This is a genomic window from Halorhodospira abdelmalekii (assembly GCF_016583625.1).
Lineage (GTDB): Bacteria > Pseudomonadota > Gammaproteobacteria > Nitrococcales > Halorhodospiraceae > Halorhodospira > Halorhodospira abdelmalekii.
Window position 1 is genome coordinate 18,794 of the sequence record NZ_NRRN01000030.1, and the last position, 22,855, is coordinate 41,648.

Annotated in this window: 19 protein-coding genes; 5 read left to right on the top strand and 14 right to left on the bottom strand. The window is 63.4% G+C overall.

The window, feature by feature from the left end; translation table 11 throughout:
- Nucleotide 1: 1 nt before the first annotated feature.
- From frdD to frdA, 4 genes are all read right to left on the bottom strand, one after another.
- Nucleotides 2-358 carry a fumarate reductase subunit FrdD gene (gene frdD, locus CKO15_RS08535; RefSeq protein ID WP_200195054.1) on the bottom strand — a complete coding sequence of 119 codons (357 nt, stop codon included), beginning with the start codon at nucleotides 356-358 and terminating at the stop codon, nucleotides 2-4.
- 19 nt (nucleotides 359-377) lie between these two features.
- Nucleotides 378-797 (bottom strand): succinate dehydrogenase/fumarate reductase transmembrane subunit, encoded by a 420-nt coding sequence (locus CKO15_RS08540; RefSeq protein WP_200195056.1) that lies wholly within the window; start codon nucleotides 795-797, stop codon nucleotides 378-380.
- 253 nt (nucleotides 798-1,050) lie between these two features.
- A complete protein-coding gene (gene sdhB / locus CKO15_RS08545; protein WP_338036030.1) occupies nucleotides 1,051-1,800 on the bottom strand; it encodes a succinate dehydrogenase iron-sulfur subunit in 750 nt (249 codons plus the stop codon).
- A complete protein-coding gene (gene frdA, locus CKO15_RS08550) occupies nucleotides 1,793-3,766 on the bottom strand; it encodes a fumarate reductase (quinol) flavoprotein subunit (RefSeq protein ID WP_200195090.1) in 1,974 nt (657 codons plus the stop codon). Before frdA ends, sdhB begins: the two co-directional genes overlap by 8 nt.
- Before the next feature lie 530 nt (nucleotides 3,767-4,296).
- Between frdA and CKO15_RS08555 the strand changes: the two genes are divergently transcribed.
- Nucleotides 4,297-5,427: a hypothetical protein gene (locus CKO15_RS08555; protein ID WP_200195058.1), complete on the top strand. Its 1,131-nt coding sequence runs from the start codon at nucleotides 4,297-4,299 to the stop codon at nucleotides 5,425-5,427.
- A gap of 122 nt (nucleotides 5,428-5,549) precedes the next feature.
- Here the strand turns inward: CKO15_RS08555 and CKO15_RS08560 are convergent, their stop codons facing one another.
- Entirely contained in the window at nucleotides 5,550-7,208 is a 1,659-nt protein-coding gene (locus CKO15_RS08560) for a DUF4139 domain-containing protein (RefSeq protein ID WP_200195060.1), read from the bottom strand.
- 185 nt (nucleotides 7,209-7,393) lie between these two features.
- On the opposite strand from CKO15_RS08560, the gene CKO15_RS08565 reads away from it, so the two are divergent.
- Nucleotides 7,394-8,473 carry a ComF family protein gene (locus tag CKO15_RS08565; protein WP_200195062.1) on the top strand — a complete coding sequence of 360 codons (1,080 nt, stop codon included), beginning with the start codon at nucleotides 7,394-7,396 and terminating at the stop codon, nucleotides 8,471-8,473.
- 27 nt (nucleotides 8,474-8,500) lie between these two features.
- Here CKO15_RS08565 and CKO15_RS08570 read toward each other — a convergent pair whose 3' ends face one another.
- Nucleotides 8,501-9,517 (bottom strand): bile acid:sodium symporter family protein, encoded by a 1,017-nt coding sequence (locus tag CKO15_RS08570; RefSeq protein WP_200195064.1) that lies wholly within the window; start codon nucleotides 9,515-9,517, stop codon nucleotides 8,501-8,503.
- Nucleotides 9,518-9,599: 82 nt separating this feature from the next.
- Entirely contained in the window at nucleotides 9,600-11,549 is a 1,950-nt protein-coding gene (locus tag CKO15_RS08575) for an AMP-dependent synthetase/ligase (RefSeq protein ID WP_200195066.1), read from the bottom strand.
- 334 nt (nucleotides 11,550-11,883) lie between these two features.
- Here CKO15_RS08575 and CKO15_RS08580 point away from each other — a divergent pair, with 334 nt between their 5' ends.
- Entirely contained in the window at nucleotides 11,884-13,113 is a 1,230-nt protein-coding gene (locus CKO15_RS08580) for an ATP-grasp domain-containing protein (protein ID WP_200195068.1), read from the top strand.
- A 38-nt stretch (nucleotides 13,114-13,151) separates the two neighbouring features.
- Here the strand turns inward: CKO15_RS08580 and CKO15_RS08585 are convergent, their stop codons facing one another.
- From CKO15_RS08585 to CKO15_RS08610, 6 genes are all read right to left on the bottom strand, one after another.
- A complete protein-coding gene (locus CKO15_RS08585) occupies nucleotides 13,152-13,589 on the bottom strand; it encodes a hypothetical protein (RefSeq protein WP_200195070.1) in 438 nt (145 codons plus the stop codon).
- The gene (locus tag CKO15_RS08590) at nucleotides 13,586-14,743 is read right to left on the bottom strand and encodes a PAS domain-containing sensor histidine kinase (protein ID WP_200195072.1); all 1,158 of its coding nucleotides are present in this window, start codon (nucleotides 14,741-14,743) and stop codon (nucleotides 13,586-13,588) included. The genes CKO15_RS08585 and CKO15_RS08590 overlap by 4 nt, the downstream gene beginning before the upstream one ends.
- Complete coding sequence (locus tag CKO15_RS08595) at nucleotides 14,733-15,377, bottom strand: B12-binding domain-containing protein (RefSeq protein ID WP_200195074.1); 645 nt, start codon at nucleotides 15,375-15,377, stop codon at nucleotides 14,733-14,735. Before CKO15_RS08595 ends, CKO15_RS08590 begins: the two co-directional genes overlap by 11 nt.
- 247 nt (nucleotides 15,378-15,624) lie before the next feature.
- Entirely contained in the window at nucleotides 15,625-16,071 is a 447-nt protein-coding gene (locus tag CKO15_RS08600; protein WP_274600134.1) for a fluoride efflux transporter FluC, read from the bottom strand.
- Nucleotides 16,072-16,473 (bottom strand): fluoride efflux transporter FluC, encoded by a 402-nt coding sequence (locus CKO15_RS08605; protein ID WP_338036031.1) that lies wholly within the window; start codon nucleotides 16,471-16,473, stop codon nucleotides 16,072-16,074. It lies immediately after the preceding gene.
- 154 nt (nucleotides 16,474-16,627) lie between these two features.
- On the bottom strand, nucleotides 16,628-17,407 hold the full coding sequence (locus CKO15_RS08610; RefSeq protein ID WP_200195078.1) for an ankyrin repeat domain-containing protein: 780 nt from the start codon (nucleotides 17,405-17,407) through the stop codon (nucleotides 16,628-16,630).
- 385 nt (nucleotides 17,408-17,792) lie between these two features.
- On the opposite strand from CKO15_RS08610, the gene CKO15_RS08615 reads away from it, so the two are divergent.
- Nucleotides 17,793-20,189, top strand: coding sequence for an FAD-dependent oxidoreductase (locus CKO15_RS08615; protein ID WP_200195080.1), 2,397 nt, complete (start codon nucleotides 17,793-17,795; stop codon nucleotides 20,187-20,189).
- A 31-nt stretch (nucleotides 20,190-20,220) separates the two neighbouring features.
- Here the strand turns inward: CKO15_RS08615 and CKO15_RS08620 are convergent, their stop codons facing one another.
- Nucleotides 20,221-20,883 (bottom strand): diacylglycerol/polyprenol kinase family protein, encoded by a 663-nt coding sequence (locus CKO15_RS08620; protein ID WP_200195082.1) that lies wholly within the window; start codon nucleotides 20,881-20,883, stop codon nucleotides 20,221-20,223.
- A 93-nt stretch (nucleotides 20,884-20,976) separates the two neighbouring features.
- Between CKO15_RS08620 and CKO15_RS08625 the strand changes: the two genes are divergently transcribed.
- The coding region (locus tag CKO15_RS08625) for an AAA family ATPase (RefSeq protein ID WP_200195084.1) at nucleotides 20,977-22,855 on the top strand (1,879 nt) is incomplete at its 3' end.

A 22,855-nucleotide genomic window follows, 5' to 3' on the forward strand; every position in this document is an offset into this window, starting at 1 on the left:
GCTAGAGCACCACCACGGCGAGGGTGGCGGCGATGCCGCCGGCTGCCGCTGCGGCGTAGCAGCCGCGGCGCGCTCGTGGGCCAGCGTCGATGCCCAGGTCGTGCAGCAGGTGGTAGCCGCGGTGGGCGCTGTGCAGCAGTAGCAAGGTGATGAGCACGACGATGGCTGCCGCTCCCACGCCGCTTTGCAGCAAGGCGTGCAGCGACTCGTAGTCGAGCAGTTCGACGCCGCGGCGCTCGGCCAGCGGCACCACCCAGCCGGTGTAGAGGATCAGGGCCGGGGCGATCAGGGCGGCCAGTGTCCCTCCGGCGCTGAAGAGGAGCCAGAGTGGCGGTTCGTTGGAGCGCTGCATCGACATTGTTCTTCCTCCCAGCGCGTTACGCCCACGTCAAATAGAGCAGCAGCGCCACCGAACTGACCCCAGAGAGTATCCAGGCCAGGCGGCGCCAGCCGACATCGTCGAGTCGTCCGCCGAAGAGAGGCGGCATAGTCAGTGGCAGCAGACGAATCCACGTCACTGCATGGTAGAGGGCGGCGGCGAAGGCCAGTAGGTGGGCCAGATACGACCACGGTGAGTGGTGGGCTGCGCGCCACAGCTCAAAGGCCGCCGGTCCGATCGCTAGGGCAAGCAGGCCGACGAGCAGCCACAGCGCATAGAGGCCCAGCAGCAGGCTGGTCGCCTCGCGCACCAAGTAGCGCTGGTAGTCGCGATCGCCCAACCACTCGCCGATGCGGCGCGGGGAGGGCTCGTAGGGTTCACCTTTGATCGGTTTTGTGGTCGAGACAGTCGTCGACACTTGAGTCGACCTTTTGGCCGATGTTGTTGCCGGCCCCGCGGTCGCCTTGCCGGTCGGCCGTGTACCCGAGCGTGTAGTCGGCCTGGTCGTCGGTCCGCTCACTGTCGTCACTCCTTACCAAAATGAACGAAGGGGTCGCCTATTTCGGGACGGCTGATGCCAGAATGTACCGCTGACCGACTTCTGGGGGCGCACTCGGCCTCACACTGCCTCATTTAGACTTGACCCCGACCGCGGCCAGCCTCGGTTGGCCTCACCCACGGCGACGAAAGAGCTTACTACCGAGCCAATCGAGTGCACTCGGCAGCTTGTTGCGATTGATCGCGCGCGCCGGATCGACGCCCTGCGGGCAGACCTGCGAGCAGGAGCCGACCAGGGTGCAGCCCCAAACGCCCTCTTCGCTGTTGAGCAGCGGTTGCCGAGCGTGGCGACCACCGTCGCGATCGTCGAGATTGTAACGCTGCGCCAGTGCCAGCGCCGCCGGACCGATAAAGCTGCGATCGCGGTCGTACTGCGGGCAGGCGGCGTAGCAGAGCAGGCAGTTGATGCACTGCGCATGATCGTAGTAGGCCGCCATCGCCGCTGGGCGCTGGCGATAGGGGCCATCGGCTGGCGTGCGCGCCTCTTGCGGTTGCAGATAGGCCTGGACGCGCCCCATCTTCTCAAGAAAGTCGCTCGGGTCGATGACCAAATCGCGCACAATCGGCAGGTGTGCCAGCGGCGCGATGCGCAGCGGCCCCGGGGCGAAGTCGCGCAAAAAACTATGGCAGGCGAGCGCCGGCTGATTGTCGATCATGCAGCCGCACGTCCCGCAGATCGCCATTCGGCACGACCAGCGAAAGGTCAACGTGCCATCGAGGCGGTCTTTGACGTACTGCAGCCCCTCCAGCACCGACATATCGTAGCTATACGGCACATGGTAAGTCTGCCAGTACGGCTGCGCATCGTGCTCGGGGTGGTAGCGCTGCACCTGCAGCTCGATCTCGCCACACGGTTCACTCACGCGCTGCACCCTCCCTGCTGCCGGCCGTCTCGCCGCGCTCCCCAGTCGCTCTCTCGCCGGTGGCTATATCACCGGTAGCCGCTGCGCTGCCACCGGCCGCCACAACGCTAGGCCCCTGATCGTGCGCCTCCTGGACCTGCTGAGCCTGCTGCGTCTGCTGCTCCGCTGCCGCACCGTAGACGCGGCTCTGCGGCAGACTGCTGGTGATCGTCACCGGCGCGTGACGAATCTGCGGCGGCCCCTGCCCCTGAGAGTACGCCAGGGTGTGGACCAAGAAGCGTTCGTCGTCGCGCTCGGTAAAGGCGTCGTTGCGCATGTGGGCGCCGCGCGACTCCTGCCGTGCCAGCGCCGAGGCCGCCATCGCCTCAGCCAGTTGCAGGGCGTACCCGAGCTCGATGGCGCTCAGCCACTCAGTATTAAACGCGCGGCTGCGATCGTCGAGGCGCACCCCGCGGCGGTAGCGCTCGCGCAGCTCGGCGAGCTCGTTGCAGGCGTGCTGCAGTCCGGCGCCGTTGCGAAAGATGCCGACCTCATGCTCCATGATCTGCTGCATCGCCTCGCGCAGTTCGGCCACGCGCATCCCCTCATCGTTGCGCAACAGCCCCAACCACCGCTCAGCCGCCGGCTCGGCAAGCTTGACCGTAGACCGCGCGCGCGCTGAACGCTCCGACGACCCGTGATCGCTCCTCTGCCACCCGGCTCCGGCACCGGCATCGCCGCCGTCCCGGACCCAGCGTGCCGCCGTCTCACCGGCGTTGCGACCGAAGACCAAGATCTCTGCTAACGAGTTAGAACCGAGGCGATTGGCGCCGTGGATGCCGGTGCTCGCACACTCACCGGCGGCGAAGAGGCCGGTGAGTTCGGTCGCCCCACTAAAGGCGGTTGGAATCCCGCCCATGGTGTAGTGCACGGCGGGGCGGACCGGAATAGGCGCGGTAACCGGATCGACGCCGACGAAGTGACGGGCGATGTGGGTGATCATCGGCAGCCGCTCAAGGATACGCTGCTCGCCGAGATGACGCAGATCAAGATGGACGGCGCTGCCCTGCGGTGTAGCCACGGTCCGCCCGGCTTGATCTTCGTGCCAGAAGGCTTGTGAGAGTCGATCGCGCGGCCCGAGCTCCATCGCCTTCGGTCGCGGCCACGGCTCCGCCGGTCCGAGCCCGTAGTTCTCGAGGTAGCGCTCGCCATCACGGTTGGTCAGGATACCGCCCTCGCCGCGGCACCCCTCGGTGATCAAGATGCCGCTGCCGGGCAGCGCCGTCGGGTGCCACTGCACAAACTCCATATCGCGCAGCGGCACGCCGTGGGCGTAGGCCATCGCCATCCCCTCGCCGGTGACGATACCGGCGTTGGTGTTCTGGGCAAAGAGCCGACCGGCGCCACCGGTGGCCAAGATCACCGCCGGCGCCCGCAGCACCACCGGCTCGCCGCTGGCAATGGCGAAAGCCAGGACGCCGCACACTTCGCCGTCGTCGACCAGCAACTCGGCGCAGAAGTACTCATCGAAGCGCTCAATGCTCGGAAAGCGCAGCGAGGTCTGAAAGAGGGTGTGCAGCATGTGGAAGCCGGTCTTATCGGCAGCGTACCAGCTGCGCTGCGCCGTCATACCGCCGAAAAAGCGCACATGGATGGAGCCATCGGCCTGGCGACTCCACGGGCAGCCCCACTGCTCCAGCTGCACCATCTCATCAGTGCAAGCGGCGACAAAGGGCTCGACGACGTCCTGATCGCTGAGCCAATCGCCACCACGGACCGTGTCGTCGAAGTGGGCGGCTAGCGTGTCGTCAGCGCGCGCTACCCCGGCCGCCCCACCCTCGGCGGCAACCGTGTGGCTGCGCATCGGCAGCACCTTTGAGACTAGGGCGATGCGCAGCCCTGGATCGCACTGAGCCGCGGCGATGGCCGCTCGCAGCCCGGCACCGCCGCCGCCAACGATGAGGATGTCGTGTCTTAAAGTCTGGATAACTGCCCTCCTGTTTCTGCTCTCCTGCCCCGCCGCGCTGCCATGATCGCTCTAGTCCTATAAGAGCTAGCCGACAATATACCAGCTCGCGAAATCAATTGATCAGCATATGCGCCGGATGGAGCAGCCCTCCTTGCGCTGCTTCCGTTACATACCCTATGAGCCGACGAGCACTTGAACGAGGCTCGAGCCGCGGCAAAGCGACGCAGACACACAAAAGCCCCACCCCGCCCCCTCGGGCCAATCAACTGGAATACTTCCAAGTCAAGTGTTTGCGCCACACAGTGTTTGCGCCACACACAGACCGGCGCGCGCCCCCTTCGCTTTTTCTGACCTTTTTCTGCGTAATCACCCATATGGGTGATGCTACCCGTAGACAAGAGGTCTATATTCCCTCAGAGGAGGCCGGTGTTTCAGCACTTGGCCGAGTACCATCCTCACGGAGGGCAAGAGCTATGAGATCCTACCCGTACCTCCCCCCACGGTTCGGTTTGGGTTACGCCCCAAAACGACTCGGCCAGGGGCTACTGGTGGCAGCGCTGGCGATCAGCCTCAGCGGTTGCCTAAGCGACGATAACGACAACGGCACTGCATCGGGCGAGATGCGCGTCGAGAACAACACGTCCCAACCCAGGGACAACCGCGGTGTCTACTTCGCACCAGTCTCCCCTCCGGGTACTCCCTTTGGAGGTGGAGCCACGTTCCTCGCCCCGGGCGGAGGTCCTGGTATCTCCCACCAAGGCTCGGTGATTCTCTCCCCCGGCGAGCACTACGTCTGCGTGGAGCGACATCAAGCCGACTCACTGACTGGTCCCGCTACTTTCCGAGGCAGCACGATCCTTCCGCACACCGTGGATATCCCTTCAGGCGGTGAAGGAACCTATGGGCCGAATCGCGAGCCCGTCTTGCGAATCGGTAATCTGAGCTTTGACAGCCAGGAGCGCTGCTCCGACCGCCAACCACCGATGACCGGCGGCCCCGGCACGGGGGTGGCCCTGCAAATCGACCCCGATGAGATCAACGACGGCAACAGCGGGCAGACCTACTCGTTCGATTTCAGGGCGGACCGGATTCCGTCTCACGTGCGCAGTGTGACCTTCAACATCTCTTGGGGCGATGGCAACTCCGATAGTGAAATCGTAACGGTCAGCAACGGTACAGCCCGCCACAGCGCTAGCAAGGCCTATGAACGCGACGGCATGTTCGGCCTAGTGGTGACGATGGACGATGAATCCGGACAGCAGCTCGCCAGCGCTGACGCCCTGATCACCATTGGCCAAGTGACAACCCGTCCGACCATCGACCTCAATGCCTGCGACACCTGGGTAGCAGCCAACAGCGGCGGCCAAGGCGGTACTCGAGATCCTTGGGATATCAGCTCCATTCCGAGGGGCGCAAAATTTGACATCAAGTTCGACGCGAGGAACATACCGGACAAGTACATCGTCCGCTACGAGGGGCAGGTTGTGCTCGATACCGGCTGGCGCGGTGCTGATAGCTATGAGGGGAACCCGCTTTATCCTGGCGGTATCGCTGGCCCGGGAGCGGATGAAGAGCACGATATCTTCCGCAAAGGGAGTACCGACAACTTCCACGTGACCGTCATCGGCCCGCAACGTAACACCGTCTGGTATTACAGCATCCGCTGCCGTACCGACTGAACCATCAGACAGGTCACCACTCTCAGAGTGGTCAGCCAGCAGGACGCAAGGCAACAGAGGGCCGCCCCGCTACCCAGCGGGGCGGCTCTTTTCGTACTAACACCCGTACACAGCCGCTCGCTCTACTGCCGTAACACCCCCGGGCCATCCAGCCCTTCGACCCGCTCGACCTCCCGAGTGTCCCACTCGACGGTGTAGGCCACTTGCCAAGTCACCTCTTCACCGGGCGCTAGCTCCTTCTCCCACGCCCCGAGACCACGCACCCCGCGGGCATCGGTCTGCGTCGGGGCATCGCCGCGCAGTCGCACGCGCACTCGATCGTCGTCAGCGACCGGCAGGGGCTCTAGTACCTGCACCGTGACGGGGATGTCGTAGCCGTTGCGCACCTTCAGCTCGATCACCCGCTCACGCGCTCGCGATTGGCGGAAGAAGCCACTGGCATCGACCTCTTGATCGCGCACCACGCGGCGGCGCAGTTCGACCTGATCGGCCTCGCCGAGGGCCAGCTCGACCGTCTCACCGGGGGCCACCGGTCGGCGCAGCCGCTCTTCGCCGACTTGTACCTGTTCGCGTCGGAGACTGATCAGGCCGGCCGGCCAGGCCGTCTCGCCGGTGTTGCGCAGTTCACCGACAAAGAGTGCGCGCTGCGGCTGCTGCGGCAGCCCCACCACGCGCAACTCGCCGGTCATCTTCGGTGTCGCCAACTCGACCTCGCTCGCGCGCCCGGCCGGTACATCGATCCGCCCAAGCGGCCAGTAGGCGTCGACACGCTCGGCAATCACCGCCTCCGGGGGCGCACTGGCGGCATCCATCTCCATCGCCGAAAGCACCCGCGATTCGCTGACGCGCCGCCGGGCATCGGCGGGTGCCTCGAAGAGCGGACGAAGGATCCACGGCCGCAGCGGCGGTAACAGCCCGACGCCGGGACCGCTAGCCTGGCGGCCAGAGAGGGTCGTGTCGACATCGGGCAATGGGTCATCACCGCGATGGTCAATGGCGGCTCGCAGCTGCCACGTCAGCGCCCACCCTGCCTCGTCGCGCTCCAGGTCAGCTCGATAGCGCGGCTCCCAGCGGATATCGCCGCGCTGGGCAATGACGGTAATCGTCTCGCCGGCATCGCCCGGATTGACGATCGCCGCCCCGTGCAGAGTGCTGCGGAGCGCCTGTTGGCGCTCGCGTAAGCTGCGCTGCGCCTGCGCCAACTCCGTCTCGAGCGCCTGGCGCTGCTGGCGCATCTCCAACCGCTCTTTACGCAGCCTCTGTGAGGTCTCCAGCAGTTGCGCAGCGAGCGCCTGCCAATCGGTGCGCGCGACCAGATCCTCCGGTTGCACCGCATCGATCCGCTCGATTGCGCGCGTCTGGGCGCGCTCGGCCTCTTGACCGACTTCGATCTCGTGCTTAAGCCGCTCGATCTCATCGCCTATGGTATCGAGGCAGCGGTTGATCGCTGCGGCCAACTCGGGGGCTAAGCGGGCCAAGGCCCCCTCCTGCGGCGGGCGCGCGGCACTATCGAGCTCGATCCGCTCCAGATAGGGGGAGCGAGAAAAGTCGCCGCTGGCTCGCAGCTCGACCGTGTTGTGCGCCACTCCACGTGGCAGGATCAGCGGCTCGGCGGCCGCCCCGGTCGCGACGATACGGGCGCCATCACGGTAGATCTCCGCTTGCTCGACGGTGGGAAAGGGCCACGGGTCGGGGAGATCGGCGCACGCCCAGAGCGGCGCCGCGCCACTTCCGAAGACCAGTAGCACGAGTGTTGAAATTGCTGAGCGCCGCCTGAACATATCGCCCTCTCCTCTTGAAACCGCGGTTACCGGGAGCCATCGTAAGCTAGAGTGGTGATCAACGCGACGGAGCTAGAGCGCACGGATTGCGCGCCGGCTCCACAGCGCGGAACTCAGGCGCGTACTCGCCACCCCTACTCTCTACTAGCGCAGACCGCGACAGACCGCAAGCAAGGAGGCTGACTTTGAAGCACACCGTGAAGCGCATCCCTTATTGTCAACGCATCGACTCTCTTCGATCCGCCTGGGCTGTTCAGGCCGCGTGGACCACTCAGACCGCCTGGGATCACTGGGCTGCTCGGATTGCCTGTACACAACCTCTTTACACCGCCCGCACTTGGTTCCGCCGCAGCGTCTTTACTCTGTACCCGCCGCTCTGCCGCATCTGCGCCGATCCCGGCCACGATCAGTTAGACCTCTGCTGCAGCTGCTACAGTGCACTGCCGTGGAATCGGAACGCCTGTCCTCGTTGTGCTCTGCCGCTCCCTGGGCCGCTCCCTGGGCCACTCACGGCCGCTGGCACAGGCCCTGACACCGGCGGCGACGCCAGCTCCAGCAACAGCAACAGCAACAGCAACAGCAACAGCAACAGCGAAAACAATTGCAATAGCGATAGCGACAGCTGCAACAGCAGCAATCTCAACCTTACTCTCAGCCGCAATCGCACCGCCCGAACGTGCCGCTGCCGCAACAGCACTTGGCCCTTCGCCAGTGCGCACGTGCCACTCCGTTACGAAGGGGTCATCGCCAAGCTCATCGGTCAATTCAAGTTCCGTGGCCGTCTCGCCGACGGTCAGCTGCTCGGGCAACTGCTCGGCCGCTCGCTGCTCGCCACGCTGCAACGCCGTGATACGCCTGATACGCCTGATACGCCGCTTGCCCCCGTTGTCGTGCCGTTGCCACTCCACCGCCAGCGCCTCCGGGAACGCGGCTTTGAGCAGACCGGAGAGCTCGCCCGCGCACTCAGCAGCCTCCTGCCGACGCTCCGCGTCGAGCCGCTGCTGGAGCGCCACCGTGCGACCCGCGCCCAATCCCAGCTAGAGGGCATTGAAGAGCGCCGCCGCAACGTTCGTGGGGCCTTTTCAATCGTCTCGCGTTCAGTCGTTTCGCGCCGGGGCATCCCGAGGCACGTCGCGCTGCTTGATGATGTCGTCACCACCGGGGCGAGCGCCGAGGCGGCGGCTTTGACGCTGCTCGAGGCCGGCGTCGAACGGGTCGATCTGTGGGCGGTCGCCCGCACCCCCGCAAGCCGCCCGATCAGCTAAACGCCACCGCCGCAGCAGGTATCGACCTCAGCGGGTATCGACGTCGCCGATCACCCGGCGCGGATAGCGGGTCTGGTAGTTCGCCCCGAAGAGCCGCTGGTGGATCCGGGTGTTGTGGTGCAGATCCCAGTCGAGCTGGCCAATCCGCCGATAGTAGAGCGTGACAAAGGACGAGGTGATGACGATGAAGGCCGAGTAGAGGATGGCGACCCAGAGCATCTCGCTTTGGATCGGCTCGGCAAAACTCAGCATAATAATAGCCAGGGCGATCGGTCCATTCTGGATGCCAGTCTCAAGCGAGATCGCACGCTTAAAGCGGGGCGGCAACCGAAAAGCGGTCGCGGTCCCGTAGCCGAAGAGAAAACCGACCAGACCGATACAGACCGCCGCAACGTAGATCTCCCACGGCGTCGCCAAGAAGTACTCAGTGCGCAGCAGCAGCGCCGAGACGAGCAAAAAGAGAATCACGATGATCGCCATAAAGCCGGCGGTATCTTCCGCTGTCTTCGCCCACCCCGGTGAGTAGCGGCGCAGCACCATGCCGCCGATCACCGGGACGATCACCAGCAGCAGCGAGGCGACAATATTGCCGTACGGGATCACGAAGTGGGTATCGGAACCGGCCTCCCGCAGCTGCGCATCGAGCTGTTCGGCAAAGCCGCTGGCGTAGAGGTCCAACAGTAGCGGCATCATGATCAGCGCCAGCATGGTCGAGGCGGCCGTCATCGAGATGCTCAACGCGAGCGAGCCGCGAGCAAAGTAGGCGAACATGTTCGAGGTGCTGCCGCCCGGCAGGCAGCCGATCAGGATCAAGGCGATCGCCTTAGCCGGCGAGAGCTGCAGCAGGTGAGCAAGGCCGAAGGCGATCAGCGGCATCAGGCCGAACTGCGACAGAAAGCCGATCAGCATGCCGCGCGGGCGCTGCAGGGCGTGGCGAAAGTCTTGCGGGGTCAGCGCCGCCCCCATCCCAAACATGATGATCAGGATCATCAGGGCGAGCAGGCCCTGCTGCATCGGATTGATCAGCTGCTGCTCGATCTCCATGCCGGATTGGCTCCTATCTCGTTCGCATCGATCTCGTTTGCATCGCGGTCACCATAGCCCGGTAAGACGCCTTCCTGCTTCCCTATTGGTAGAGCGACTCGATCTCATGAGCGTACTTCTGGGCCACCACGTGGCGTTTGACCTTGAGCAACTGAGTCAACTCCTCGCCGGTAGCAAAGCGCTGCTCAAGTAAACGAACACGCTGAATCCGCTCGTGCGCTCGAAAGCCGTTGACCGGCGCTATACGAGTCTTAATCTCGGCCTCGACCGAGCGGCGCGCCTGGGCATCGGCGGCCAACTCGGCCACTGAGCCCACCGCCCAACCGGCGTCGCGAAAGCCCTCCAGTGAGGGGACGATCAGGGCGGCCGGATAGCGCCGATCTTGGCCGACGACAACGCACTGCTCGATCAGCGGTGACTGGGTCAAGTTCAGCTCGATGGGGGCTGGCTCCAGGTTCTCGCCGTTGGCCAGGACGATCGTCTCCTTGCAGCGGCCGACGATCTGCAGACAATCACCGTGGCTCACCACACCGATGTCGCCCGTATGGAACCAGCCGTTGCGCAGCGCCTGAGCGGTGGCCTCGGGATTGCGATAGTAGCCCTTCATGACCTGCGGGCCGCGCACCACGACTTCACCCTTGAGCCCGCGTCCACCGTCGCGGCGCTGCGGATCGGGATAGAGTACGGCACCACTCTCCAGGCAGACGATGCGCAGCTCGGTCCCGCGGATCATCGGCCCAACCGTGCCGATCATCAGCTGCTCGTAGGTGCGCACTGCGAGCACCGGCGAGGTCTCGGTCAGCCCGTAGCCTTCGAGCACAGGAATGCCGAGGTAGTTGAAAAACCGGTCGATCTCATCGGGCAACGCGCCGCCGCCGGAGACCGAGCCCTTGAGATTACCGCCGACCGCTAAACGCACCTGCTCGAGCACGGCGGCGTTAAAAAAGCCGTACCACGGCAGCAGCAACAACCACCGCAAAACGTGAACGACACCGGCGAGCGCGACCCAAGCGCGCGGCTGGCGGTAGAGATCGGCGCGCCGCCCGGTTAAGAAGAAGACCGACTCTTTGTAGTGGTGACTGAGGAAGTAGGCGATCCGAAAGAGCGCGCGGCGCATCGGGTGGCGCTGCCGGATCGATTTCAGGATGCGCTGATGGAGGCTCTCCCAGAGGCGCGGGGCTGAGCCCATGAAGGTCGGCTCGACGTTGCGCAGATCCTCTTGCAGCGTCTGCACACTCGAGTAGTAGGTACAACAGCCTTGACTGATGGCGAACATCTCGAAGACGCGCTCGTAGACGTGCCAGATCGGCAGGATCGAAAGGACCCGATCGGCGCAGTTGATCTTAATCGGGATATTCTCGATCTGCGAGATCATGTTCGCGTGGGTCAGCATGACCCCCTTCGGCGCCCCGGTCGTGCCCGATGTATAGATCAGCGTGAAGAGATCGTCGGGTCGCAGGGCCGCAACACGCTCTTCGACACGGCGGTCACCGGCGGCACGCAGCGCCTCGCCGTCTTCGATGAGTTGATAGAGGTGGCGCGTCAGCGGCTGCTGCGGCTGCGCCTTGGGGTGCATCAGAATGAGCTGCTGCAGGTGAGGAAGACGCTCCCGGAGCGCCATTAGACGCTGCTCCAGCGCCTCGCTCTCGACAAAGGCGACCGTGACCCCGGCGTGGCCGAAGATCGTGACGATCTCTTCATCGGTGACATCACTGCCACGCGGCACATTCGCTGCACCGGCGAGCTGCGTGGCGCAGTCAGCGATGATCCACTCCACGCGATTATCGGCGAGCAGGCCGATATGGGCCTGCCGCTCCAGTCCCAGATCGATCAGCGCCGTTGCCAGCGCTTGTCCCTGGGCGTAGAGCTCGCGAAAGCTAAGCGGTGACCACTCATTCGCGGCACGGCGCGTTGCAAAGGCCGGCAGCTCGCCGAAGGTGGCGGCGGCGCGCGCATAGAGCTCGGCTAGGTGCGGGGCCGTCACACGGTGCGTCGTCGGCTGCCGGTGACGCAAGCGCAGAAAGTGGGTCATGTCGTGATCATGGCAAGGGCAAGGTCGGGTTTGGGTTCAGTCTTAGGCTCAGGTTCAACTCGGGTTCAGTTTCAGGTTCAAGTCCTAAAGCCACTAACAGAGCGCGGATAGGCGCGGACAGATACTAGCGCACCGGCGCAGCCGGACCAAAACAAAGGTACCCCAGGACACGATCAGGATTGCCGCAGGCGGCTATAAGCCCTAAACTGCGCGGCGGTGTGCCGTAGTTATACTGGCCAGGCCACCGTTCGAGGTATTGCGCATCAGCTCGTGTAGCACACCTGTTGAGTACCGCCGTTTGTAGTACCGCCATCTGTCCTGGAGACGCCGTCTGATGAGTACCGAAAAGGATCCCACCAAAGGGTACGTTGCAATTTTGGGTTGGAGCATCAATTGTATTGATGCCCTAGAGCGCTTTGACCGCCGCTACATTATCGTCGCCCCGCCGTGGGCCGAGGAGTACGCCCAAGAGCACGACATCCCCTTCGTCAGCTGGGACTTTGAACGACTCAACGATCGCTCTATGGAGATCGCTGAGCGCCTGCGCAGCCTCGGGGTCGATGTCGCGATTCCGCTCTTCGAGGAGACAGTCGAGTGGGCTGGCGCGATCAACGCTGTGCTGATGGGTGATCCACGCCTGCACGGTCAGGCTGTGCTCTTTCGCGATAAGGCGCTGATGAAACGGCGTGCGCAGCTCGGTGGCATCCGGGTCGGGATCTTCGAAGAGGCGCACGACAAGGACGACGTCATTCGCTTTCTCAAGCGGGTCAATCAGACGCTGCTCAAGCTCGATGGCGATCCGAACGACCCGATCCACCTTAAGGCCTTCGATAAGGCCGGCTGCCTCGGTCACCGCGTGATCCGCAGCCCCGACGAGGTCGACCTGATCCCCGAGGAAGAGTTCCCGGTGCTGATGGAGAGCCACCTCGATGGCTGGGAGTTCGCCGTCGAGGCGTGGATCCACGACGGCAAGATCCGGTTTTTGAATATCTCCGAGTACGTCACCCTCGGCTACTCGGTCTTCGTACCGGCGACCCCGGAGCTGGAGAGCTGGCGCGAGCTCATCACCCGTGAAATCGAGAAGCTGATCCGGACCTTCGATATCAAGTTCGGCTTCATCCACCCGGAGTACTTCGTCACTAGCGACGGCACCCTCTACTTCGGCGAGGTCGCCTACCGGCCGCCGGGGTTTAAGGTCTTTGAGCTGCTAGAGCGGGCCTACGGCTTTAACGCCTATCAGGCGCTGGTCCTCTCCTTCGACCCTTACACCACCGAGGAGGAGATCACCGCCTTTTTCCCGCGCGAAGTCGTCGACGCCCAGGGGTATGCCGGCTGCTTCGGGGTCTATCCACGCCGCCGCGTCGTCAGCCGCCTGGAGATGCCGGAGGAGACCGAGGAGCACGAGTACTTCGAGTTCCACGAACTGACGCCACCGGTTGAGGAGACGGTGACCAAGCGGACCGCCTTCGGCACGCACTGGGGGCTGATCTACTTCTTCGGCGACGATCCGCACCGCCTGCGCGATTTGCTCAAACGTCAGGAAGAACTCGACTTCTACATCTAGGTCAGTTGGCCAAGCACGTCGGCTGGGCAGCCAGCCGACTAGGACGAGTCGCCAAGGCGCGCCAGGTGTGGCTGGTGGGACAGGATAAAGGCGTAGAAGGGGTGAATCGCGGCGTAAGCCTCCGCTGAGAGGTGCCGCTGCAGGAGCCCCAGCCACGCCTCAAGCTGAACGTCCCAGTAGCGCAAGCTAAAGCCGTGCGCACGGTAGCTCTTCAGCACCCAAATGACGGTGTTGACGAACGCCTCGGGTTTGTAGTCGATGAGCAGCGATCCCATAAAGAGGGCGTGGTGCTGGTGATTGTCGCACATCATATCGAAGTTACCGGCACCAATGAGCTGCTCGATATCGGGCCGACCATTCATGAGGCGATTGAGCTCGGCCACCATGATCTCGCGGCAGGCCTCATACTCGCGGACGTGAGCAGCCCCGGGTTGGGTCAACGCCCCGGCCTGCTCGATCAGCTCCTCTCTGGTCATCGTAGCTCGCCCTTTTTTTCGGCTGGCTGCAGCGGGAGTGAAAAGTAGAAAGTCGAGCCCTTGCCAACGACACTCTCCACCCAAGCCTTGCCCCGGTGCTCCAAGACGATCTTATGCGCGATGGCTAACCCCAAGCCAGTGCTTTTCTCACCGTCGAGAGGTTTTACGCTCGTCCGGGAGAAGGGCTTGTAGAGTTTCTCAAGTTCATCCGCCGGGATCCCCGGACCGTGATCGGAGACGGAGACCTCGACAGCCTCACCGCGCATCGCGATCCCGACCGTGACCGTGGAATCATCCGGCGAGTAGCGGATCGCATTGGAGATCAGGTTATGGACAACCTGCTGGATTTTAACAGCATCCAAATCGATCGATGGCAGCGCTGCAGATGGGGCTAATAAATCAACAGTGATACCCCGCTTGCCCGCGAGCACGCGGTTGAGTTCTACACACTCTGCGACTAAGGCGGAGATATCGGACGGTCGTTTATTGATCTCTAATCTGCCGGCCTCAATGCGTGCAATGTCGAGCAGTTCGTCCAACAAATTCAGCATAAACCGGCTCGATTTCTGAATGGCAGCAATGAAATTCGCCTGCTTAGCCTCCAGTTTACCGGCTGCTTCATCGCTCAAAAAATCGCTCAGGGTACAGATCGCCGAGACGGGATTGCGCAGATCGTGGGCCGCCATACTGAGAAAGTAGTTTTTGACTTCGTTTACTCTGGAAAGCTCCACATTTCTCTTCTGTAGCGCCCGATTAAGATTACTAAAATCAGCATTAAGATCAATAAAGCTCTTGCGCAACTCTTCGACTTCCAGATGATTGTGCTCAGCGACAACCAATACACGACCGTGCTGCCGTAAGAAAGAAAAGTATAATGTCTGAGGCAACCCGTTAGAGGAAGTCATATTCAGGAGATGAACACGCTCATCAGGCTCAATAACCTCTTTGAAATCAAACCTCCCAGAAAAATCAATCACCACCTGAGAAAAGAGCCTGCCACGCAACTCCTGTCCAACGAGCTCACTCGCGTAGCGGTTGGCATCGAGTATGCGACCACTCTCATCCAGAATCATCAGCACTAGAGAGGCTTTTTCGTACAGATACCGACCCAGCGCCGATCCACAAAGGGTCGACAGCCCTTCTTCAGTGCTCATATTCTTTTAGGAGCGTTTCCAGGTGATGGATGGAGGGCACATAATCAACTCCCGGATACCTCTGTCCGATATCGCTCCCCCCCCATTGAAAGGCCTGCCCGCCGACGATAATCTTAAGCTCTGGATGGTCTTTCATGATCCGCTCTAGCGCCCCGTACAGCGCGCCCATATTGAAATAGACACTAACCGACAATGCCAAGATATCAGGCTCTTTTTCCTCGATCTCTAGCAACAAATCAGAGACGGGAGTATTGCCGCCGGCGAAATAGCCATCCCAGCCATTGAGCTCAAAGATATCGGCTACCATCTTCCCGCCCACCTGATGATACTCATTCACCATACAGGAGACCAAAGCACGCTTGCCCTTGCGTTCCGACATGAAAATCTTTGGATACGCAAGGGTCAATAGACCCTCGGTAATGGCGGTCGCCGTATGCTCGGTAGCCACCGAGATGCGGTTGGTCTCCCAGAGGTGTCCAACCTCGTAGAGCGCTCTCTGGAACAGATCCAGGTAGAGATCACGCACCGCAACGTCGTCGTCCTCCAGTAACCGCTTGGTCAGATCGACGCAGCGAGACCGCTCCCCGCGCAGCAACGCACCAAGATAGGCTTGGTACAACGCTTCACTGATCACCTGATAGAGCCCCTCCTGTCACCCGATGGCCGCCACCGCGCCAGGCTACCAAACGCTTACAGCCGATTGCCAAACGACGAACCGCGACCCCACCAGGGCACTTGCGCACCCCTCTGGCCCGTACAGTACCCCAATCCAGCCCTATTGCGCACGTGAATATACCGAGAAAACATAGCGCGAATTCAAGGCACATCGAGCGAGCACCTGTAACACAGCGCACGAGCAACACAGCGCACGAGGCACGCCGTCACACCGCACGCGCCCTCCGTCGCCCCCAACGCTGCCCCTGGCGATACCCGTACGCGACGGCCAACAGGCTGATCAGCAGCGTTGCCGCGATGTTCACAACGGCCAGCAACGGGGAACGCTCTATAAGTTGTAAGCTCTGCAGACTAAAGGCCGAGAAAGTAGTCAGTCCGCCACAGAAGCCAGCGACTGCAAAGGGATGAAACGCAGCAGGCAGCGGCGCACGCCGACTGCAGAGGGTCACCGCAACGATCACCCCGATCAGCCACGATCCCAGCGCGTTCGCTGCCAGTGTCCCCCAAGGGAAGTCGGTCACACCAGCCCGAATCAAGAGGCCATCAAGGGCAAACCGGCTCATCCCACCGAGGGCGCTGCCCGCGCCGACCCACAGCGCAGCTGACAGGGATAGCGAAGACGAGGGCGACTGACCGCTCTTCGTAGCACTCATCTAGAAGGCCAAGACTGCAGAGAGCAACGTGAAGGTCAACCAGGCACCTCCCAGGCAGAACAGCAGCGAGCCGAAAATATTCCCCACGACCATCAGCCACCGCGCGCCCTGTGCCAAGTCAAGGGTCTGCAAGGCAAACGTCGAGACAGTCGTGTAGCTGCCGCAAAACCCGATCAACAGCAATGCTGCAGCCCCATCCACATCGGCCTCATCCAAGGCGAACCACGGTGATGCGATAAGCAGGGCGGCCAGCGCACCCGCCGCCGCCGCGCCGCTCCCGTTCACCACCAGGGTTCCCCACGGGAAGCGTCGGCTCAAGCGCCGATCGACCGCATCCGTGACCCAATAGCGAGCCATGCCACCGAGCGCACTGCCGAGGGCGACCGCTACGAGTTGTTGCACAATGCTCGTCGAACCTGCCAACCTGAACCAACCTGTGCATCAGCAAAGCCAGCCGCACTGGGCTAACCGGGGGCTAACCAGGGGCCGAACGGGCACCAGCCAAAACCAAACCAACTGGCTGGCTGGCTGGCTGGCTAACTAGCTAGCTAGCTAACTAACTGGCCTGCTCCTCCTCAACGCGCCGCATCTGCCAGTAGATCTCGGTATCGTGGACACGCGAGTTGCGCCGCGCCCAATCGGCGGCGGTGTAGCCGTTCTCATCTTTGACCGTCGGATCGGCCCCCGCCTCTAACAGCGCCCGAACCACCTGCGGGGTATTGGCTACGGCGGCCTCCATCAGGCTGCTGATGCCACGCCCGTTTTGCGCTTGCACGTCGGCCCCGCCGGCGATCAGCGCCTCCACCACGGAGAGGTCGTTGCGCCGGGCGGCAAACATCAGCGCCGTACCCCCACGACGGCTGGCCAGATCGGGATCGGCACCCGCTTCGAGCAGCGCCTCAACAACCCCTGCCTCATTCCACGCTGCCGCCAGCATTAAAGCGGTCCAGTTCTCGTTATCGCGGAGATTGGGGTCGGCCCCGGCCTCCAAGAGCGCCTGCACCACCTCGGTACTGTTGTGCTCAGCGGCGATCATCAGGGCGGTGAAGCCGGTCGCCTCGCGCTGCTCATCGAGCTCGGCACCCGCGTCAATCAACGCCTGAACGACCTCGACACTATTGAGCTCGGCAGCCACCATCAGAGCGGTCCAGCCCTCCCGCAGCGCCTGATTGACATCGGCACCGGCGTCGACCGCCGCTTCGATATCAGCCGAATCGCCCTCAATGGCTGCGCGGACCAGGTCGTTCTGCGGATCGGCCTGCACGCTCCCTGCCGCCAGCAGCAGCCCAAGCCCCCAGCCGCAGAACGCGATCCGGCAAGATTGCAATCTCGACATGCTCTATCCTCCGTTGTCTTTTAAGGTCGTGCGTTGCGCATCGCCGTGCTCCGATTACCGGACGATTCTCTTATTCCGCGCCCGCATCGGCAATCCCAATTGACCCGCAGCGGGCGAAACCGTTCAATACAAGCCCCTGATCCGCGGTTTATTGTCTCGATTGCCCCGTTTCGTCGGGAGGCTTGATGACCATTTGGTGGCGCTTGCCACCACACCCGCGCCTCCTCTAGCGAGCAGCCGCCAACCGCGCTACCCTTAGCACCGCCGCGGGCCATGGCGCATAGCGATGGTGCATGACGGAGGCGTGCTCAAACCCTGAACAGCTGATTATTGGTTCACTAGCGAAACGATTGATCATCATCTAAACGATCCGGAGGCCGCACTGGTGAAAGATGCCCACTACTTGATCGTCGGCCAGGGGCTTGCCGGCACGCTGACGGCGTTTGCCCTGCTCGATCGCGGCGCTCAGGTCAGTGTCGTCGACGATGGCCAAGAGGCGGCCGCCTCGCGCATCAGCGGCGGTCTGGCCACCGCGCTGGCTGGCCCGCGCCTGACCTTCCCGGCACTCGGGGCCGCCGGAGTCACCCACTCCTGGCGCCGCTATCAAGAACTCGGACGGCAGTTCGGCCAAACCTTTCTCCATCGCCGCACGATGCTGCATCCGGTCGCCGAACGCGACGAGATTCGCCGCTACCGCAAACGCTGCGGCCACGACCCCTATCGGCAGTGGCTCGGCGCCTTCCACCAGCCCGGGGCCTACCGCGGCCTACTCGCCGACCCGCTCGGTAGCTTCGAGATTCACGGTGGCGTGGTCGATACCGCCGCCCTGATCCGGGTCGGCGCCGAGTGGCTGCGCGAGCGCAACGCGCTGCAGCGGCGATGCTTCGCACCGAGCGAGTTCAGTGTGACCGGCAGCGGGATCCGCTACCGCGAGCAGTTGTTCACAGGGATCATCTTCTGCGACGGCGCCAGCGCCCGCGACAACCCGTGGCTACGCGGCCTGGGGCTGACCACCATCCCCGGTGAGGTCTTGACCCTCACCCCGGAGAGCCCTCTGCCCTCTTACATCTTCCACTCACCGGGCGGCTGGCTTGCGCCCATGCCCGATGGCCGCGCCCGTCTCGGGGCGACCTACGGCCGGCCCGATACCCCAGCGCAGCCGACCGAGGCGGCACGGCGGCAGCTGCTTGCGCAACTACCCCGGTTGCTCGCCCGTCCTCCGGTCTGCAGCGTCAGTGCCCACCACGCCGGGTTGCGCCCGGCGACGACCAATAAGCGCCCGATCGCCGGACGTCTGCCCGACTCGCCCGTCGCCCTGCTCAACGGCTTGGGCAGTCGCGCCGTGCTGCAAGCCCCCTACTTGGCCGAGGCCCTCGCCGATCACCTTCTCTACAACCAACCCCTGCCGACCGGCTGCGATACGCCGGAGCAAAAGCTTGCGGCCCGCAGCACCACCAGACCCCGGAAGGCCAGTGCCGTCCGCACCACCCAGCAAGCGGCTGATACAGCTGATACAGCTCAGGCGACCACAACGACCCAACCCGCGTCGCCAACTCCACCACCCACTCCACCACTTGGCGACGACGAGCCCGTGCCGCACAGGCTCAAGCAGGGCGCGACGCGAACGAGCGCGCTACTTGCCAGCGGTACACTCTTGCTCGGCGCCCTCTTTGGCATCAGCCCATCGGTTCAGGCTGCGGAGGCGGCGGATGAGAGGCCGCAGGTTGAGGTTTACGGGCGCATCAATCTGTCGATCGACCGCTACCACGGCGGCGATGAGTACGACGCCTTCCACCTGGCCAGCAACTCGAGTCGCATCGGCATCCATGCAACGCACACCCTGGAGACCGGGCTCACCCTACTGGCAGAGGTCGAACAGGTCATCGACATCAACTACGGCCGCGGCGGCGATTGGGGCTCACGCAGCGCCTTTCTTGGGCTCAAGGACAACTGGGGCAGTATCAAGCTCGGCTACATGAACACCGTGCTTAAGGACTTGCGCGGGGCCTTCGATCTTTTCAGCGGCGAGATGGGTGACTCCCGAAATATCTTGCGCGGGGCGCATAACCCACACCTCGACGGTCGGATGCGCAGCGGTCTCCGCTACGCCAGCCCGAACCAACCCGGCTGGGGGGTGGAGCTCCAGTACAGCTTCGATACCGAAAAGCGCAGCGACAGTCAGCCCGACTATCAAACGCCGGCCGACGATAACGAGCTCAGCGCCTACAGTGCAGCCCTGCACTACCGCGGCGAGCGCTTTAAGATCGCCATCGGCCATGAACGTTTTTACGGCAGTGTCGGCACCGATCCAGAGCCGGTCACCGAGCGACGCGCCGGCGAGGGCTATCGGCTCGGCTTCTCCTTCGACCTAACCGAGCAAGTCCGCATCCTGACCTTTGGGCAGGTGACCCAAGACGCCTACCCCTACTTTTCCGCCGACGGCGACTTGATTGGCTACGCCGACGCAGTCGGTGCCGGCATCGGTTTGCGCTACCGCATCAGCGAGAACCTAGACCTGCGCAGCCAGTACTACGCCTTCGATGCCGATGAGAACGGCTACGGGGCGCGCATGGTCGCCTTCGGTCCGGTCTACCACGCCGATTCGCGCACCCGCCTCTACGTCACCTACGCGAATATCAACAACGACAGCGAGTCGTGCCTAGCGCCGTGGGTCCACGGCCGCACCGCCGGCCCCGACCGGGAGGCGATGCCCGATAAATCGCCCGCCGATCGCGGCTGTACGACTTGGGGCTTAGCGACCGGGATCCGCTACGACTTCTGATGGGCAGCGCCCAGCCGATGGTGCGCAGCGCTCAGCCGAGCCACAGGTAGGCCAAGAAGCCGGTGACCAGCGCCACCGTCAAGTTGTCTTCGCCGTTGCGCGAGACCGCCTCGCAGAGAGTCGCCGCCGCTGCGATGACCAGCGCCGGCAACGCCACCGCCGTCCAGCCAAAGAAGGGCACCAGAGTCAGCAGCACCATCACGGCGCTGACGACGAACATCGCCGCACTGCCCTCCAGGCTCTTCGTCGCCCCGCGAATGGTGTAGCGGTGACGCCCCAAGTAGTAGCCGACGAACCCGGCCAACCCATCGCCCCACGCCATGATCAAGATCCCCAGCACGGCGAAGACCTCGCCACCGAGTGGCCACAGCACCGCGATCAAGATGACGTGGCTCAGGGCGTAGTAGAAGAAACCGAGGTTGGTGCGGCGCGGGCCGTCGCGGCTGACTAAGAGATTCCAGCGGGTCAGCGAGAGGATCACCGCCGCGGTGACCAAGGCCGTCGTGACAATCGCCAACCACGCCGGCACACCGAGCCACCAGGCGATGACGATGATATGGCCGCCACCGATATGGGCGATCTTACGCGCCAACTCAGGCTCGGCGCCGAAGTAGCGGCGCACCCCTTCGGCTAGCGCAATCACCGCCGCTAAGGCGGTCGCCGCCAGGGCGGCATGAATCAGTTGAGTCCACATGGTCCTGTACTCTAGCAAAAACCGCTCACGGTGCGCTAATTTGGGGTTGTGAGCGCACCCTACAACACCACTACCGCAAAGGCCCTGGCCCTTATGGATGACGTGTCGCACCCTCCGCACGAAGCGCCACTCCCGCTGCCGAGCGAACGCCTCTACCACCACTGCGACGTCGCGCGCCTCGACTTCGCCACCACCGCCGAGCTCGAACCGATCGCCACTCCACCAGGGCAAGAGCGGGCCCTAGAGGCGCTGGAACTCGGCACCGAGATCCAGCACCGCGGCTTCAACCTCTTTGTGATGGGACCTGACGGCGCCGGCAAACTCGATATGGTGCAGCGTCTGCTAACGATACGCGCCGCGGCCCAAGCGACCCCTTCCGACTGGTGCTACTTAAATCACTTCGACGACTCCACCCGCCCTCTGCTGCTGCAACTCCCCGCCGGCAACGGAGCGCGCTGGCGCGCCGATCTCGAGGAGCTGATCGAGGAGTTGCGCAGCACGATCCCGGCCACCTTCGAAAGCGACGAGTACCAAAACCGCCTCCACGAGCTGCAGCAGCAGCTCAACCGGCGCCAGCGCCAAGCCTTCGAGGCGATCCAAAAGGAGGCCGAGGAGCACCGGATCACCCTGCTCCAGACCCCATCAGGGTTCACCTTCGCCCCCACTCGTGACGGCGAAGTGCTCGAACCGGAGAAGTTTCAGCAGCTCCCGGAAGAGGAGCGCAAGGCGATCCAGCAGACCATCGAGTATCTGCAGGAGAAGCTGCAGCAAGTGCTCCAGCAGGCGCCGAAGTGGCGCAAAGAGATCCAAGAGCAGGTGCGCAAACTCAACGAAGAGATGACCCTGCTTGCCGTCGGCCACCGCATCCAGGAGCTCCATCAGCGCTACGGCGAGTGGCCCGCCGCTGCCGCGCACCTCGATGCCATTCGCAACGATATCATCGAGCACGTCGAGGCCTTTCAGTCGAGTGACAATACTGAGGCGATGGAGGCCATTCTTGATCGCTATCGCGCCAACCTCATCGTCTGCCATGAGGCCGATCAGGGCGCCCCGGTGATCTACGAAGATCTACCGACCCACCAGCGCCTCGTCGGCCGTGCTGAACACCAGGTTCACCAAGGCGCTCTCTTGACCGACTTCAACCTCATCCGCCCCGGTGCACTCCATCGGGCCAACGGCGGTTATCTCATCATCGACGCTTACAAGCTTTTGACCCAGCCCTTCGCCTGGCAGTCGCTTAAACGCGCCCTCTTCGCCGGCGAAGTGCATATCGAGTCCCTCGAACAGGTCCACGGCTTTTGGAGCACGCTGACCCTTGAGCCTGAGCCGATGCCTCTGCAGACCAAGGTCATCCTGCTCGGCGATCGCACGATCTACTACCTGTTAGCCGCCTACGACTCCGATTTCCCAGAGCTTTTCAAGATTGAGGCCGACCTCGAAGACGACCTGCCGCGCAGTGCCGAAGCGGAACTGCTCTACTGCCGCATGATCGCCGGCATCGCAGCGCGGCGGCAACTGCGCCCGCTTGCGCGGGCCGCGGTCGCGCGCATGATCGAACACAGCAGTCGCATGGCCGAAGACAGCGAACGCCTCGCCGCCGGCAGCCGCGCGGTGAGCGATCTGCTGCACGAGGCCGATCACTACGCCCAGCGCGCCGGTGCCGAACTTATCGAGCAGGCGCACATCGAAGAGGCACTCGCCGCCCAAGAGCGCCGAGCCGCGCGCATTCGTGACCGCAGCCGCGAGCTGATTGAACGCGGCACATTAGTGATTCACACCGAGGGCCGCCAGATCGGCTCCGTCAACGGCCTCTCGGTGCTGCAACTCGGTGGCTTCGCCTTCGGCTGGGGATTCCAGTCAAGTGGGTGGCCTGTTCCACGTGATGAGGGGTGGCCATTCCACCGGATGTGGTGGGCCCGTTCCACGGGAAGTGGTGGGGCCATTCCACTAAGCTGGGGTGCCTCTGCAGGCA

Coding starts and splice junctions, on each gene's coding strand:
- frdD (WP_200195054.1), bottom strand. CDS start 358: ATGTCGATGCAGCGCTCCAACGAACCGCCACTCTGGCTCCTCTTCAGC.
- CKO15_RS08560 (WP_200195060.1), bottom strand. CDS start 7,208: ATGTTCAGGCGGCGCTCAGCAATTTCAACACTCGTGCTACTGGTCTTC.
- CKO15_RS08570 (WP_200195064.1), bottom strand. CDS start 9,517: ATGGAGATCGAGCAGCAGCTGATCAATCCGATGCAGCAGGGCCTGCTC.
- CKO15_RS08575 (WP_200195066.1), bottom strand. CDS start 11,549: ATGACCCACTTTCTGCGCTTGCGTCACCGGCAGCCGACGACGCACCGT.
- CKO15_RS08580 (WP_200195068.1), top strand. CDS start 11,884: ATGAGTACCGAAAAGGATCCCACCAAAGGGTACGTTGCAATTTTGGGT.
- CKO15_RS08585 (WP_200195070.1), bottom strand. CDS start 13,589: ATGACCAGAGAGGAGCTGATCGAGCAGGCCGGGGCGTTGACCCAACCC.
- CKO15_RS08590 (WP_200195072.1), bottom strand. CDS start 14,743: ATGAGCACTGAAGAAGGGCTGTCGACCCTTTGTGGATCGGCGCTGGGT.
- CKO15_RS08600 (WP_274600134.1), bottom strand. CDS start 16,071: ATGAGTGCTACGAAGAGCGGTCAGTCGCCCTCGTCTTCGCTATCCCTG.
- CKO15_RS08610 (WP_200195078.1), bottom strand. CDS start 17,407: ATGTCGAGATTGCAATCTTGCCGGATCGCGTTCTGCGGCTGGGGGCTT.
- CKO15_RS08620 (WP_200195082.1), bottom strand. CDS start 20,883: ATGTGGACTCAACTGATTCATGCCGCCCTGGCGGCGACCGCCTTAGCG.